This is a genomic window from Lentzea sp. NPDC003310 (assembly GCF_040610935.1).
In the GTDB taxonomy this organism is placed as follows: domain Bacteria; phylum Actinomycetota; class Actinomycetes; order Mycobacteriales; family Pseudonocardiaceae; genus Lentzea.
In genome coordinates this window covers 307,365-322,010 of sequence record NZ_JBEXNC010000009.1, presented here as the reverse complement: position 1 = coordinate 322,010, position 14,646 = coordinate 307,365, and the positions used below count along the sequence as shown (strand labels likewise).

The following is a 14,646-nucleotide window of genomic DNA, read 5'->3' as shown; positions in this document are numbered from 1 at the left end:
GACTACCCGACGCGCGCGACGCCGTCCAAGTCGATTGCGAGCCGCACGCGGTCGCCGACGGACACCGGTCCCACGGCCTCGTACTCCTCGCCGCCGATCTCCACCAGCAGCCGCACGTGGTCGCGGCGGTGGACCCGTTCCAGCACCGTGCCTTCCAGCAGGCCGTCGGCGTCCACGCGCAACGCCGTGGCGCGCAGCCCCACCCGTTCGACGTCGAGCCCCACGAACGAACCGGGCACGAACTTGCTGCAGCCCAGGAACTTCGCGGTCTCCACGTCCACGGGCGACGACCACACCTGCGCCGGCGGGCCGACCTGGACGATCCGGCCGCGCGACATGATCGCGACCCGGTCGGCCAGGGTGAAGGCCTCGTCGTGGTCGTGCGTCACGACGAGCGCGGTGGTCGCGGCCTCGCGCAGCAGCCGGGCCAGGTCGACCGCGAGCTGTTCGCGCAGTGCGCGGTCCAAGGCCGACAGCGGTTCGTCCAGCAGCAGCAGGCGCGGCGAGGGAGCCAGTGCCCGCGCCAGCGCGACCCGTTGCTGCTCGCCGCCGGACAGCTGCGTCACGCGACGCCCCGCATACCCCTCCAGGCCGACGAGTTCCAGCAACGAGAGCACGCGCTTGTCCCGCGCTTCCCGCTCGACCTTCTGCATGCGCAGGCCGAACGCCACGTTCCCGGCGACCGTGCGGTGCGGGAACAGCTGGCCGTCCTGGAACACCAGCCCGAACTCCCTGCGGTGCACCGGAACGCCCGCCAGGTCGGCGGAATCCCACCGCACGGCACCGGAAGAGGGCTTCTCCAGCCCGGCGACGGCGCGCAGCAGGGTCGACTTGCCGCACCCGGACGGCCCGAGCAGCGCGACGACCTCGCCGTCCGCCACCTCGAGCGACACGTCCGACACGGCGGTCGTCTGTCCATAGCGGACGGTGATCGAGTCCAGTTCCAGTGCCATCAGAACTCCCCGCTGCTCGGCACGCGCAGCCGTTCGATCAGCAGCACGCACCCGACCGTCACGACCATCAGCAGCGCGCACGCCGCGTAGGCCATCTGGCTGTTCAACTCCCCCGGCCGCGACATCAGCCGCGCGATCACCACCGGCAACGTCGGCGCGTCCGGCCGCGCGAGGAAGCTCGTCGCCCCGAACTCGCCCAGCGCCACCACGTACCCGAACCCGGCCGCCGCCACGAGCGACCGGCCGACCAGCGGCAGGTCCACTTCGCGCCACACGCGGGCCGGCGAGGCGCCCAGCGTCGCCGCCGCCTGCCGCAGCCGTTCGTCGACGGCCCGCAGCACCGGCAGCACCATCCGCACGATCAACGGCGTCACCACGAGCGCCTGCGCCAGCGGCACCAGCAGCGGCGAGGTCCGGAAGTCGCCGGGCAGCGCGTCCATCGTGATCAGGTACCCGAAGCCGACCGTCACCGCGGACACGCCGAGCGGCAGCATCAGCGCGGTGTCCAGCACCTCGGCGAACCGCGCGCCGGACCGCCGCAGCCCGACCAGCACGACGGCCGAGAACACCCCGACCACCAACGCCACGAGCGTCGCGTCGAAAGCGGTCCGCAACGAGTTCACCGCCGCGTCGATCCCGGTCACGGCCAGCGTTCCCCGGTCGCCGCGGGTGGTCAGCGCCACGTACCCGGCGAAGCTCCAACCGTCCCGGGTGGACAGTGACCTGGCCACCAGCCCCACCACGGGCACCAGCAGCGTCGCCACCACCGCGAAGGCGGCGGCCACGACGTACCACTCGCCGCCGGACGGGCGCCGCGCCAGCTCTTCCCTGCCCCGCAACGCGAGCGCGGTCTCGCGCCGCCGCCGGGCCAGCGCTCCCAGCACCAGCACCGCGAGCACGGCCGCGAACTGCAGCAACGACAACGCCGCCGCCCCGGACAGGTCGAACAGCTCGACCGTGCGCAGGTAGATCTCGGTCTCCAGCGTCCGGTACCGCGACCCGCCCAGTACCAGCACGACGCCGAAACTCGTGGCGCAGAACAGGAACACGACTGCGGCGGCCGACCCGATCGCCGGCGCCAGCGCGGGCAGCACGACCGAGAGGAACGCTCGCGGCCGTGACGCGCCCAACGCCCGTGCAGCGTCCTCGGCCCGCCGATCTGTGTGTGCCCACAGCCCACCCACGGTCCGCGCGACCACGGCGACGTTGAAGAACGCGTTGGCCAGCACGATCGGCAGCACCCCGCCGTCCGGCCAGAACGTCCGGAACGCGAGGCCCACCACCACGGTCGGCAGCACGAACGGCACCATCACGGCCGCGCGGATCACACCCAGGCCGCGGATCTTGCACCGCGCCAGGACGAACGCGAGCGGCATCCCGGCGACGACGGCCACGACCGTCGACGCGGCGGCCTGGCCGAGGGTGAACCCGACCAGCTCCCACGTGTCGCCCTCACCGAGTGCCTTCAGCACACCGCCTTCGCGGAAGCCGAGGGCGACGATGGCGAGGACGGGCCAGGCGAAGAACAGGGCGAGGAAGGCGAGCGGCAGCAGTGCCGCCGCCGACCACCCCGTCCGCGAACTCAGCCCTGCACCAGCTTGCGCCACTGCTCGACCCACGCCTCGCGGTTGTCCTTCACCTTGTCCGCGGGCAGCGACTGCGGCGAAGACGGCAGCGGAGCGTCCTTGGCCCACGACTCGGGCAGCGCGACGCCCTCGCGCGACGGGTACACGTACATCTGCTCGGCCACCTGGGCCTGGAACTTCTCGCCCAGCAGGAAGTCGAGGACCTTCTTGGCGTCCTCGGGGTTCTTCGCCCCGGTCAGCACGCCCGCGTACTCGACCTGCCGGTAGCAGGTGTCGAGCACGGCCTTGGTCTTGCCGCCCTCGGCCGACGGCGACGACGCGTACGACACCACGATCGGCCGGTCGCCCTTGGTGGCGGAGAACTCCTGGTTGTAGGCCTCTTCCCAGCCGCTCACGACCTTGACGCCGTTGGCCTTGAGCTTGGTCCAGTAGTCCTGCCAGCCGTTCTCGCCGTACTTGGCGATCGTGCCGAGCAGGAACGCGAGCCCCGGCGACGAGGTGGCCGGGTTCTCGACGACCAGCTTGTCCTTGAACCTCGGGTCGATCAGGTCGTCGTACGACTTCGGCTCGACGCCACCGAGCTTCGCCGGGTCGATGTTGAGGCACACGTCACCGACGTCGACGGCCTGCAGCCGGTTCGTGTCGTCGGCCTTGTACCGCTGGGCGCCCTTGGAGGCCTCCGGCGAGGCGTACTCGGCGAACACGCCCTCGGTCAGCGCACGCGAGGCGAACGTCGAGTCGACGCCGAACGCGATGTCGCCGATCGGGTTCGCCTTGGTGAGCACCAGCTTGTTGGTGAGCTCACCCGCGTCCCCGCTGGCGATCTGCTTCACGGTGATGCCCGAGGACTTCTGGAACTCGTCCAGCACCTCCGGCTTCACCACGAACGAGTCGTGGGTCACCAGCGTGACCTCGTGCGACTGCGGCGCCGTCGGCGCACCGGCCGAACAGCCGGCCAGCACGAGAGCAGCGCAAACAGCGAAAATCCTTCTCACGTCAAACCTCTCCCTACGCCGGTATGACCCGGATCAGGTGGACGGTCGAGGGCTTGCGAGCCCTCCTCTCAGCCCGGCGCTTCACCGGACTCCCGTGGTAAACGCGCAGCTTACGTGACGTGGTGGGACGATCAGGACATGGCCGAGCTGTTGAGCGACGATCAGTTGAACGACGTGCTGCCCAAGCTGCCCGACTGGACCGCGCAGGACGCGGCGCTCGTCCGGACCGTGGAGCTGGCGAGCTTCCCGCAGGCGATCATGGTCGTGAACCGGATCGCGGAGATCGCGGAGAACGACAACCACCACCCGGACATCGACATCCGTTACAAGACACTGACATTTCGCCTGAGCACGCATTTCAAGGGAGGAATCACCGCCCTCGACGTGACTCTCGCCGAGGAGATCGACGGAGTCCTGGACGCGATGAGCTGATTCGGTCAAGATGTGCGCTGCCGCCGCCCGCGGAGTGGAGAGGGAACACCCTCATGCGGTTGCGCACATCACTTTCTGTCGCCAACGCGGGCTTCCACGTCGGCGACCTCGCCCAGGTGCGGACCACCGGCATCAGCAACCACAAGACGTGGCCGTGGGTACAGGCGAACTCCTACCTGCTGCCGGTCGACCCGGCGAACCCCCTTCGCCCCGGACGCGCTGAACATGGCGCTGCCGTCGTTCACGCGGATCGCGCTCGCGGACGATGGCCAGGCGATGCTCGGCTGGACCGCGGCCCGCAACTCCTGGAGGCCCGCGTCAGCCGGAGACTCGGCTGGGTTCGCCGTCGGCAGCTTCCTCGTCGCGGGGCAGCAGCTCGTCCCGCTGACGCCGGGCTGCTAGCCCGATCGCGACCAGCGTGAGCACGCCCGCGGCCGGATAGCCCCAGCCGAGCACGACGAAGATCCACGGTCGCGGGAAGTCCCAGATGTTCGGCTGGGCCAGCAGCAGGAACGAGATCAGGTAGCCGCCGGTCAGCACCACCCACAGACCGGCGGTGATCTTGCAGAGCAGGTGCCCGCCCTCGTAGACCAGCCACAGCAGGGCGGGCACCATCCACACCCAGTGGTGGCTCCACGAGATCGGCGAGACGAGCAGGCCGAGCATCTGGACGCTGACGATCAGCGCCAGCACGTCCTTGGTCCTGCTGACCGCGAACCAGGTGAGCGCGGCGGCGATCAGCACGGCCACGATGTAGATCGGCCCGGTCTTCACGTCGTAGCCGAACGTGCGACTCAGGGCTCCGCGCAGTGACTGGTTGATGGCGCTGCCGACCGGCCCGACGCGGCTCGCGTCCCCGAGCAGCTGGAACCAGAACTTGTCCGACTGCGACGGCGAGATGGCCCAGCCGATGCCGTACACGACGACAAAAGCGACGAACGACCACACAGCGGCCATCCAGCGGCGCTGGATCAGGAAGTACAGCCCGGAGATCGCGGGCGTGAGCTTGATGCCGGCGGCGAACCCCACGCCGGCGCCGCCCACCCAGTTGCGCGCGCTGGCGAGCGTGCCGATGAGGATCGCGACCAGCACCAGGTTGATCTGGCCGTAGTTGAGCGTGGTGCGGACCGGCTCGATCCACAGCGTCAGCGCGGTCCACATCATGGCGCGGCGCGGGTCCTGGAGCTTCAGCAGCTTCAGGCTGGTGCGCACGATGAAGTACAGGCAGCCCAGGCAGATCAGCTGCCAGATCCACCGGGAGGCCTCCCACGGCACCCAGCTCATCGGCGTGAAGATCGCGGCCGCGAACGGCGGGTACGTGAACGGCAGCGGGAACACGTCCGCGTACTGGTCGAGCCGCCACTCGTAGAGATCACCTTGGAACAGGTGCGGCGATCCGTTGCGGTACACCAGCAGGTCGATCATGGTCATCTTCGTCTGGAAGGCGACCATGAACAGGTGCCCGAGCACCGACAACCCGAACAGCCACGGCGCTACGGAGAGCACTCGCGCTTCCACAGCACGGAGTTTCACCCCGAAAACGTTACCCGAGGCAACGAAACGGGGTACCCCGGCGTCATCAAGACGGGAGAGATCGCAAGAGGGAGTTTTTCTGATCATGTCTGTTGATCTTGTTGTTGCCGCTGTCGCCGCTCTGGCCATGCTGGGGGTCGCGTTCGGAGTGTTCGCCGCCGCCGCTCGCGCCAAGAACAACGTGTAAAACCGTTGTGAGACAAAAAGAAGGGGGAGCCTCCACAAAGGAGACTCCCCCTTCACCGTTTCCGAGGGGAGGAACGGTGATCCGAGCGGCGATCAGAAGTAGTGCGCACGACCACCGATCGGCTTGCCGACCGCGCCGAGCACGGCGAGAATCGCGCCGATCACCAGCAGCACCACGCCAAGCGTCGTCAGGATGCTGATACCAGCCAGCCATCCGACGACGAGCAGGATCAGTCCGAGGACGATCATGACACCTCCAGGTGGGGAATCCTGAACTAGAGGTACCCGGCGGAGGTCGGTACAAACCTCGCGTCATACATTTGTCAGTGATGCAATCAGGTCACGCGCTTCCTGCAGCTCCTCGACGCCGAAGCTGTGTCCCCCCTCCGGCACGGTGGCGATCACTTCCAGCGCCTCGGCGAGAGCCTGCCTGCCGCGCTCTGGCAGTCCAGCGCCGATGAGGGCCTTCCCGAGCACCAGGAGGCAGGCAGCGGCGTTGGTCCCGTCACGCATGCGCCGCCACAACGCCAGCGCACGCTCGTAGCTCTCGATGGCCTCGTCGTGACGGCCAAGCCCGAGATAGATGTCTCCCAGCGTCTCGAGGTTGGCCGCAGGACCCTCGTCCTGGCCGTTGTACGCAGTCTCCTCGAACTTCCGCGCCGCGGCCAGGCAGAGTTCGAGCGCGCGGGTGCCCTCGCTCACGTTGTGATGGGCTCTGCCGAACGCGGCGAAGTGACGTCCCACCTCGTAACTGTCACTGTGCCCTTCCACGCGCGGATGGACCTCCGCCAGCACGTCGAGCGCTTCCGCGAAGCGGTCCTGCTTCTCGTAGGTGAAGGCGAGCCCGCGCCGCAGGTGCGCCTCCGCGAGGACGTCACCGGCAGGCTGTGCGCACCGGATCGCCTCCCGCAGGTGGTGCTCCCCCTGGACGTACTCGCCGAAGCTCATCAGCGTGGCGGCGAGCCTGCGGTTCATGAGGCTCTGCGCGTGGAGGTCTCCGAGCCGCTCCGCCGCCGCAAGGCCCCGCCGGTGACCAGCGGCGACGTCGTACATGTACCCCTCACGGGCGAGGTAGCCGTGCATCACGAACATCACTTTCCAGATGAACTCGTCCGCTCCGAACTCGTCCGCTCGTTCGACGGCGTTGAGCATCACCCGGTGTTCGACGCCGAACACCGCCCATGCCGTGTCGGCGTCCGCGACCGGTTGTAGCAGCACCCCCGCAGCGGGCGGTTCCGTCACGATCGGGGGGATGTTGAACTGCAGCTGCTGCCAGCAGGCGTGCGCGGTGTGCAGGTAGTGGTCGAGCATCCTGCGCAGTGCCGCACGCCGCTCCTCCTCCGGCATCACAGTCACGCGTTCGGCGGCGTAGTCCCGCAAGAGGTCGTGCAGCGAGAACCGTCCGCTGTCCATCGCGGTGAGCAGGCTGCGCGCCACCAGCTCGCGCAGCGCCCGTCGCACTTCGTCCACCGGCAGCGCGATGAGGCTCGCTGCGGCCTCCACCGCGAAGTCAGGCCCCGGATGCAGGCCGATCAGCACGAACAACCGGGTCGCCGGCTCGCTGGTGGACCGCAGTGACCAGGAGAAGACGGAGCGGACACCGGTGCTGGGGTCGTCGATGTCGAGCGCGTCGAGCCGTTCCCGCTCCAGTTCGTCCGCGAGCACCGCGAGCGGGTCACCGTAGGCCGCGCGGGCGGCCACGACACCCAGCGCGAGTGGCAGACCCGCGCACCGTTCGACCAGCCGCGCGACGGCATCCGGCTCGGCCGCGACCCGCTCCGCGCCGATCCGTTCGACCAGCAGGCCGGTCGCGGCCCGCTCGTCCATGACGTCCAGCGCCACGGATCGGGCCCCTTCCCGCGCGACGAGCTCGCTCAGGTGGTTCCGGCTGGTGACGATCACCAGGTTGCCGGTGCCACCGGGCAACAACGGGCGCACCTGCTCGACGTTCCTCGCGTTGTCCAGCACCACCAGCATCCGGCGCCGCGCCAGCGTCGACCTGTACTCGGCGACCACCGCGTCGTCGGACAGGGAGCGCAACCTCGCCGGCGGAACGCCGAGCGTTGCCAGGAAGTCCCGCGCCACGCCGAAGGGGTCGAGCGGCTCGGCACTCGAGTCGAACCCGCGCAGGTTGACGTGCAGCTGGCCGTCCGGGAACCGTCCGGCCACCCGGTTCGCCCACTGCAGCGCGAGGGTCGTCTTGCCGACGCCGCCGATGCCGTTGATCGCGGAGATCAGCACGGGCTCGCCGGGCCGCGACTCGTGCAGCTCGGTCAGCTGGGTGAGCTCGTCCTGGCGACCGACGAAGTGCGGGTGGGCGGCGGGCAGCTGGCGCGGGATCGCTGCCTGCGCGGGCACGTCACCGCTGAGCACCTGCTGCTGCGCCTCGCGCAGCCGGACGCCGGGCTCGACGCCCAGTTCGTCGGCCAGGCGGGCGCGGGCCTCCTGGTAGATCTCGAGCGCCTCCGCCTGGCGGCCCGCGCGGTGCAGCGCGAGCACCAGCTGGGCCCAGAACGTCTCGCGCACCGGGTACCGCCGCACCAGCGACCGCAGCTCCGGCACCAGCACGTCGGTGGTGAGGGCGAGGTCCTCGTCGATGCGGCGCTCCAGCGCGACGACCCGCTCCTCGGCGAGCCCCGGCACGTCCTCGCGGTGCAGCGAGTCCGAGACGACGTTCGCCAGTGCCTCACCCCGCCACAGCGCCAGCGCCGCCCGGTGCTCGCCCTGCGCGGCGAGGCGGCGGAACCGTGCGAGGTCGAGCTGGTCGGGGCCGACCTCGGCCATGTACCCGCGCGCCGACGTGCGGACGCAGTTGGCCGGTCCCAGCGCCTGCCGCAGCCGCAGCACGACCGTCTGCAACGTCTTGTGCGCGCGGTCCGGTGCGGGCGGCTCGCCGTCCCAGACCCGGTCGACCAGCTCGTCGACCGGCACGAACTCGTTGGCGCGCAACAGGAGTGTGGCGAGCAGCACGCGTCCGCGGCCGGCCGGGACAACGACGGGGTCGCCGTCGAGGAGCACTTCGAGCGGCCCCAGGACGCGGTACTCGACGATCACAACCGGCGAGTCTAGATCTGGTCGAGCGAGGCGAGCAGGTCTCGCGCCCGTTGCACCTGGTCCTCGAAGTTCTCCCGGTCCAGCAGGCTTTCCGCGATGGTCAACGCCTCGATCAGGCACTCCCGGGCCCGCACGGGTTCACCGACCTCGATGAGGGCCTCGCCCTGCAGGATCAGGCAGTCGGCCACGTCGGTCATCGCGCGCATCTGCCGCCACACCGCCACGGCCCGCTCGTAGCTCGCGAAGGCCTCCGCGTGCCGGCCGAGGTGGAGGTAGATCTCGCCCAGCGTCTCCAGGTTTCCCGCGGGCCCGGCGTCCTGGCCGTTGAACCCGGACTCGGCGAACTTCTCCGCGGCGAGCGTGCAGAGCTCCAGCGCGCGGTCGCTCTGCCCCACCTTGTGGTGCGCCCGGCCCAGGGCGGCCAGGTGGCGGCCGGACTCGTAGGGGTCCGGGTGGTCCGCCATCCGCGGGTGGATCTCCGCGAGCACCTGGAACGCGTCGGCGAAGCGGCCCTGCTTCTCGTACGCGAACGCGAGCCCGCGCCTCAGGTGCGCCTCCGCGGGGACGTCGCCACCGGGCTGTGCGCACCGGATCGCCTCGCGCAGGTGGAACTCGCTGGCGGCGAAGTCGTCGAAGCTGATCTGTGTGGAGGCGAGCCTGCGGTGCATCAGGCTCTGCGCGTTCATGTCACCGAGGCGTTCGGCCGCCGCCAGCCCGAGGCGGTGCCCGGTCGCGGCGTCGTGGATGTGCCCCTGCCGGGACAGGTAGTCGTGCAGCGTGAACATCGTCTTCCAGGCGAAGTCGTCCTCCCCCAGATCGCTCGCCCGGTCCACGGCGCTGAGCAGCACCCGGTACTCGGCCTCGAACCGGGCCCAGGCGACGTCCGCGTCCGGCACCGGTTCGACCAGCACGCCCGGTGCCGGTGGCGTGGTGACGACCGGTGCGGCGTTGAACTGCAGCAACCGCCAGGCCGCGTGCGAGGTGTGCAGGTAGTGGTCGAACATCCGGCGCACCGCCTCGGCCCTGGACGCGGCGGGGAGCGCGGCCGCCCGTTCCGCCGCGAAGTCGCGCACCAGGTCGTGCAGCGCGAAGCGGCCGTCGGAACCGGTGTCGACCAGGCTGCCGGCCACGAGCTCGCCCAGCAGCTTGCGGGTCCTGGGCAGCGGCAGCGCGGCGAGGCTGGCGGCGGCCGCGGCGGCGAAGTCCGGCCCGGGGTGCAGGCCCAGCAGGACGAAGAGGTGGGCGGCGTCCTCGCTGAGCGAGCGCAGGGACCAGGAGAACACCGCGCGCACACCGGTGAAGTCGTCCACGTCCAGGGCGTCGAGACCTTCGAGCGCCAGTTCGTCGGCGAGACCCGTGAGCGAGTCGTCGGTGGCGGCGCGGGCGGCCACGATGCTCAGCGCCAGCGGCAGTCCCGCGCACTGCACCACCAGGCGGGCCGCGGCCTCGGGCTCGGCGGCGATCCGCTCCGCCCCGATCCGCGACGTCAGCAGGTCGAGTCCGCCCCGCTCGTCCAGCACGTCGAGTGCGACCGGGCGGGCACCCTCGCGGGCCACCAGGCCGCGCAGCTGGTTGCGGCTCGTGATCAGCACGAGGTTGGACGTGCCGCCCGGCAGCAGCGGCCGGACCTGGTCCGCGTCACGGGCGTTGTCCAGCAGCAGCAACACCTTCCGCTCCGCGAGCACCGACCGGTAGTAGGAGACCAGCGCGTCCGCCCGCAGGTCGCCGACCGGGACGCCGAACGCCGGCAGGATCCGGCTGATCGCGGCCAGCGGCCGGACCGGCTCCGCGCGCGAGTCGAACCCGCGCAGGTTCACGTAGATCTGGCCGTCCGGGAAGTGGTGGGCCACCCGGTGCGCCCAGTGCACGGCGAGCGAGGTCTTGCCCACCCCGCCGACGCCGTTGATCGCCGAGATCAGCACCGGCTGGTCCCGCCGCGAGCGCAGTGCCTCGCTCAGCCGTGCCAGCTCCCGTTCCCGGCCGACGAACCGCGAGTGGGTGAGCGGGAGCTGCCGCGGTACCGCTGCCGACGACCCGCTGCGCGAGATCTCGTCGTGCGCCTCGCGCAGCCGCCGTCCGGGATCGACGCCCAGGTCGTCCGCCAGCCGTGCGCGGATCTCGTCGTAGGCCGCGAGCGCCTCCGCCTGCCGGTCCGCGCGGTGCAGCGCGAGCACCAGCTGGGCCCAGAACACCTCGCGGAACGGGTGCTGCTCGGTGAGCTCCCGCAGCTCCGGCACCAGGCGGTCGGTGGGGCCGGTCAGCTCCTCGTCGAACCGGCGTTCCAGCGCGACGGCGCGCTCCTCCACGAGCCGCGGCACGTCGTCTCGCCGCAGCGCCTCCGACGGCACGTCGGCCAGCACCGGCCCGCGCCACAGTTCGAGCGCCGCGCGGTGCTCGCCCTGCGCGGTGAGCCGCCGGAACCGGGTGAGGTCGAGCCGCTCCGGGTCGACCTCGGCCGTGTAACCGCGCGCCGACGTGCGGACGCAGTTGGCCGGGCCGAGCGCCTGCCGCAGCCGCATGACGACCGTCTGCAAGGACTTGTGGGCGCGGTCCGGAGCGGGCGGCTCGCCGTCCCACACGCGGTCGACGAGCTCGTCGACCGACACGAACTCGTTGGCGCGCAACAGGAGTGTGGCGAGCAGCACCCGGCCGCGTCCCGCCGGGACGGTGACCACGTCACCGTCGACGAGCACCTCCAGCGGTCCCAGCACGCGGTACTCAACGATCACGCCAGAAGAGTCTATGCAGGATCTGCGAGCGCGCCACAGGCCCGGTGAGCCGCCGCGGCCAGCGCTTCCGCCTCCACCGCGCCGTCCTCGTCCCCGGCGGCGCGACGCGCCTTCGCCAGCACCCCGAGTGCCTGCGCCTCCCTGAGCCGCTGGTGGTGCCGGCGGCCCGCGGCCACCGCCCGTTCCGCGGCCGTGACGGCACTCCCGGGGTCACCGGACGCGAGGTGCAGCAGGGCGCTCTCCGCGAGCAGTTCGCCCTCCACCCCGCCGTTGGACTCCAGGACGAGTCCGCGGGCCTGGTCCAGGTGGTGCGCGGCGCGCTCCAGCTCACCGAGGTTGCGGTAGGCGCGGGCGACCGCCCAGTTGGCACCGATCCGCTGGGTGACGAACGTCGTGTCCTCGTCGGTGAGCCTCAGCTGCACCAATGCGGCGGCCAGGGCGTCCTCGTGGTCGCCTTGGACGTGGTGCACGTGCGCCAGCGCGTGCCAGAGGTGGAGCTCCTCCTCCAGCCCGACCCTGGACCGCAGCTTCTCGAGCAGCTCGATCGTGAGGTCGAACGCCTCGTCCACCTCGCCGCGCGCGAGCAGCACGGAGACGAGGTCGGTGGTGCCGATCGAGAAGTGGTCCGGGTTGCTGACCTCGGCCTCCAGCGCGAGGTAGGTCTCGTAATGCGCCACGGCCTCGTCGAGCCTGCCGAGATGCAGGTTGACGGTGATCAGGCTGTCGTGCACGTGGGCGTGGATGCCGCGCGACTCGGACAGCTCCAGCGCCTTGGTCAGCGCCTCCTCCGTGGCCGGGTAGTCGGGCACCTCGAACAACAGCGCGGCGATGCCCAGCTGGACCAGCGCCTGCCCCTCGACGGACCCCGTCCGCTCGTGGATGGCGAGCGCCTGGCGTTGCAGGTCGAGCGAGACCTCCGCCTGGCCCTCGATCCTCGCGACGGTGGCCAGCGCGTTGTACGCGGCCGCCTGGATGGCCAGGTCACCCTCCCGCAGGCCGAGGTCGAGCGCGGTCCGCGCCTGCTGCTTCACCCCGGCGTAGTCGCCCTGGCAGAAGCGCAGGACGACGGCGCCCGCGCTGGCGCTCGCGATCAGGAGGTCGTCGCCGGACGCCTCGGCGGAGCGGGTCCGGATCTCGCACAGCGCCGCCCAGTTGGAGTCGTCGCGCACCTCGTAGTGAAACCCGTTGAGCACCGCGGCGATCTCCTCGACCAGCCGGTGATCTCCTCGCTCCGAGGCGACGAGCATCGTCGCGACCAGGTTCGCGTTCTCGGTGCTCAGCCAGGAGAAGGCCTGTTCCCTCGTCCGCAGCCCGACGTCGGGCAGCTGGGTCGTGCCGGCGGTGAGCGGCAACCGCCGCTGGTCGGGGAACAGCAGCTCGGCGGCGTCGTTCGTCATCCGGCGGTAGAAGTCGTACAGCCTGCCGAGGGCCTCACCGATCTCGTCCTCCGTGCACCGCTCCCGCGCGTACAGGCGCAGCAGGTCGTGCAGGGCGAAGCGGTCGTCGCGCTGTTCCACGAGGTGCACCGCGACGAGCTGGTTGAGCTGCCGGCGCGCGCTCGGCAGCCCCGCGACCACGGCCGCGTCGTCGGCCGTGAAGTCCACGCCGGGCAGCACACCGAGCCGCCGCAGCACCAGCCGGGCGTCCTCGGCCAGCGCGGCGTAGCTCTCGTCGAAGACGATGCCGACCGCCGCAGCGGGGTCACCCGGCACCGCCAGCTCGGCGAGCCGGTCGGCGTCGAGCTGCGCGACCTTGTCCGCGATGGTCATGTCGTCCTGCGCCCGCAGGTCCGCGGCCGCGATGCGCAACGCAAGGGGCAGCCCGGCGCACAACCGCACCAGCGCGGCGGCCTGGTCCTCCTCCGCGCGCACCCGCTCCGCGCCGAGCACCCGTTCCAGCACCCGCATGCCGTCGTCGTCGCTCAGCGTCGGCAACCGCAGGAGATCCGCGTCGTTCAACGTCAACCCGCGCAGATCCGCACGGCTCGTGACGATCGCCAGCGCCCCCGCCGCGGTCGGCAACAACGGCCGCACCTGCTCGGCGTTCGCCGCATTGTCCAGCAGCAGCAACAACTTCCGGTCCGCGGCGACCGACCGGTACAGCGCCACCTGCTCGTCCAACCCGACCGGCACCGTCTCGACCCCGAGCCCCTTGAGCACGAGTGTCAGCGCCTCCTGCACCTCCATCGCCCGCACCGGGTCCTGCCCGCGCAGGTTGACGAAGATCTGCCCGTCACCGAACCGGTCGGCGATCCGGTGCGCCCAGTGCACGGCGAGCGAGGTCTTGCCGACCCCGCCGGTACCCGAGATGACCACCACCGGCGCCGTGCTGGCGGCCAGCCGCGCCACGTCCCCGTCGCGCCCCGCAAAGGTGGCGAGGTCCGCAGGCAACTGCCGCGGCGTGACCCGCTTCTCCTTCGGCGCCGCCACCTCGCCGCGCAGGATCTGCTCGTGCAACTCGCGCAGCGCGGGCGCCGGATCGATCCCCAACTCGTCCGCGAGCATCTCGCTGACCTGCCGATAAGCCGCCAACGCGCCGGCCTGCTGCCCGGACCGGTAGAGCGCGAGCATCAGATGGGACCAGAACCGGTCCCGCAACGGATGCCGCCGAGTGAGCTCCTGCAACTCCGGCACGAGGTCCGCAGACCGCCCGTCGCCGAGATCGGCCTCGATCCGCTGCTCCAGCGCACCGAGCTGCTCCTCCACGAGCGGCGGCACGTCGTCGCGGTGCAACGACTCCGACACGACGTTCCCGAGCACCGGCCCCCGCCACAAGGCGAGCGCGGCCCCGAACTCCTGCCGCAAGACCAGTTCGCGGAACCGCAGCAGGTCGAGCTGCGAGGGCTCGATCTCGGCCAGGTAGCCACCGCGCTCGTGCCGCACGCAGTTCGCCTCACCGAGCGCCTGCCGCAACCGCATGACGACCGTCTGCAGCGTCTTGTGGGCGCGGTCGAGGTCCGGCGGCTCACCCTCCCAGACCCGCTCGACCAGCTCGTCCACCGAGACGAAGCGGTTGGCGCGCAACAGGAGTGTGGCCAGCAGGACGCGGCCGCGTCCTGCTGGGACAGCCACGGGTTCGCCGTCGAGCAGTACCTCGAGGGGCCCCAGAACCCGGTACTCAACTGTCACGGGGTGGAATTCTAGGTGCGTGAGCTGGGACGCGTGCGGGCGCGACCGCG

The 14,646-nt window shown here is 71.0% G+C and carries 9 protein-coding genes and 1 riboswitch; of the genes, 1 reads left to right on the top strand and 8 read right to left on the bottom strand.

Annotated elements, in window-relative coordinates; translation table 11 throughout:
• Positions 1 to 2: 2 nt before the first annotated feature.
• From ABZX02_RS20740 to ABZX02_RS20730, 3 genes are read right to left on the bottom strand one after another with little or no spacing between them, the layout of a single operon-like run.
• A complete protein-coding gene (locus tag ABZX02_RS20740; protein WP_355300203.1) occupies positions 3 to 953 on the bottom strand; it encodes an ABC transporter ATP-binding protein in 951 nt (316 codons plus the stop codon).
• Positions 953 to 2,560, bottom strand: coding sequence for an iron ABC transporter permease (locus tag ABZX02_RS20735; RefSeq protein WP_355300268.1), 1,608 nt, complete (start codon positions 2,558 to 2,560; stop codon positions 953 to 955). The genes ABZX02_RS20740 and ABZX02_RS20735 overlap by 1 nt, the downstream gene beginning before the upstream one ends.
• A complete protein-coding gene (locus ABZX02_RS20730) occupies positions 2,536 to 3,501 on the bottom strand; it encodes a thiamine ABC transporter substrate-binding protein (protein ID WP_355300267.1) in 966 nt (321 codons plus the stop codon). Before ABZX02_RS20730 ends, ABZX02_RS20735 begins: the two co-directional genes overlap by 25 nt.
• Positions 3,502 to 3,527: 26 nt before the next feature.
• Positions 3,528 to 3,638, bottom strand: a riboswitch (TPP riboswitch).
• Positions 3,639 to 3,672: 34 nt separating this feature from the next.
• On the opposite strand from ABZX02_RS20730, the gene ABZX02_RS20725 reads away from it, so the two are divergent.
• Entirely contained in the window at positions 3,673 to 3,966 is a 294-nt protein-coding gene (locus tag ABZX02_RS20725; RefSeq protein WP_355300202.1) for a 4a-hydroxytetrahydrobiopterin dehydratase, read from the top strand.
• 318 nt (positions 3,967 to 4,284) lie between these two features.
• Here the strand turns inward: ABZX02_RS20725 and ABZX02_RS20720 are convergent, their stop codons facing one another.
• The 5 genes from ABZX02_RS20720 to ABZX02_RS20700 all read right to left on the bottom strand — a co-directional run bounded on the left by ABZX02_RS20720 (position 4,285) and on the right by ABZX02_RS20700 (position 14,596).
• Positions 4,285 to 5,499: a mannosyltransferase gene (locus ABZX02_RS20720; RefSeq protein WP_355300201.1), complete on the bottom strand. Its 1,215-nt coding sequence runs from the start codon at positions 5,497 to 5,499 to the stop codon at positions 4,285 to 4,287.
• A gap of 279 nt (positions 5,500 to 5,778) precedes the next feature.
• Positions 5,779 to 5,934 carry a DUF6131 family protein gene (locus ABZX02_RS20715; protein WP_090007203.1) on the bottom strand — a complete coding sequence of 52 codons (156 nt, stop codon included), beginning with the start codon at positions 5,932 to 5,934 and terminating at the stop codon, positions 5,779 to 5,781.
• A 63-nt stretch (positions 5,935 to 5,997) separates the two neighbouring features.
• Entirely contained in the window at positions 5,998 to 8,739 is a 2,742-nt protein-coding gene (locus ABZX02_RS20710; protein ID WP_355300200.1) for a BTAD domain-containing putative transcriptional regulator, read from the bottom strand.
• Positions 8,740 to 8,750: 11 nt separating this feature from the next.
• Entirely contained in the window at positions 8,751 to 11,468 is a 2,718-nt protein-coding gene (locus ABZX02_RS20705; RefSeq protein WP_355300199.1) for a BTAD domain-containing putative transcriptional regulator, read from the bottom strand.
• Between the two features lie 11 nt (positions 11,469 to 11,479).
• On the bottom strand, positions 11,480 to 14,596 hold the full coding sequence (locus ABZX02_RS20700) for a BTAD domain-containing putative transcriptional regulator (protein WP_355300198.1): 3,117 nt from the start codon (positions 14,594 to 14,596) through the stop codon (positions 11,480 to 11,482).
• Between the last annotated feature and the right edge of the window lie 50 nt (positions 14,597 to 14,646).

Excerpts from the sequence above, each read along its gene's own strand:
- ABZX02_RS20740 (WP_355300203.1), bottom strand. The coding sequence starts at position 953 with ATGGCACTGGAACTGGACTCGATCACCGTCCGCTATGGACAGACGACC.
- ABZX02_RS20725 (WP_355300202.1), top strand. The coding sequence starts at position 3,673 with ATGGCCGAGCTGTTGAGCGACGATCAGTTGAACGACGTGCTGCCCAAG.
- ABZX02_RS20715 (WP_090007203.1), bottom strand. The coding sequence starts at position 5,934 with ATGATCGTCCTCGGACTGATCCTGCTCGTCGTCGGATGGCTGGCTGGT.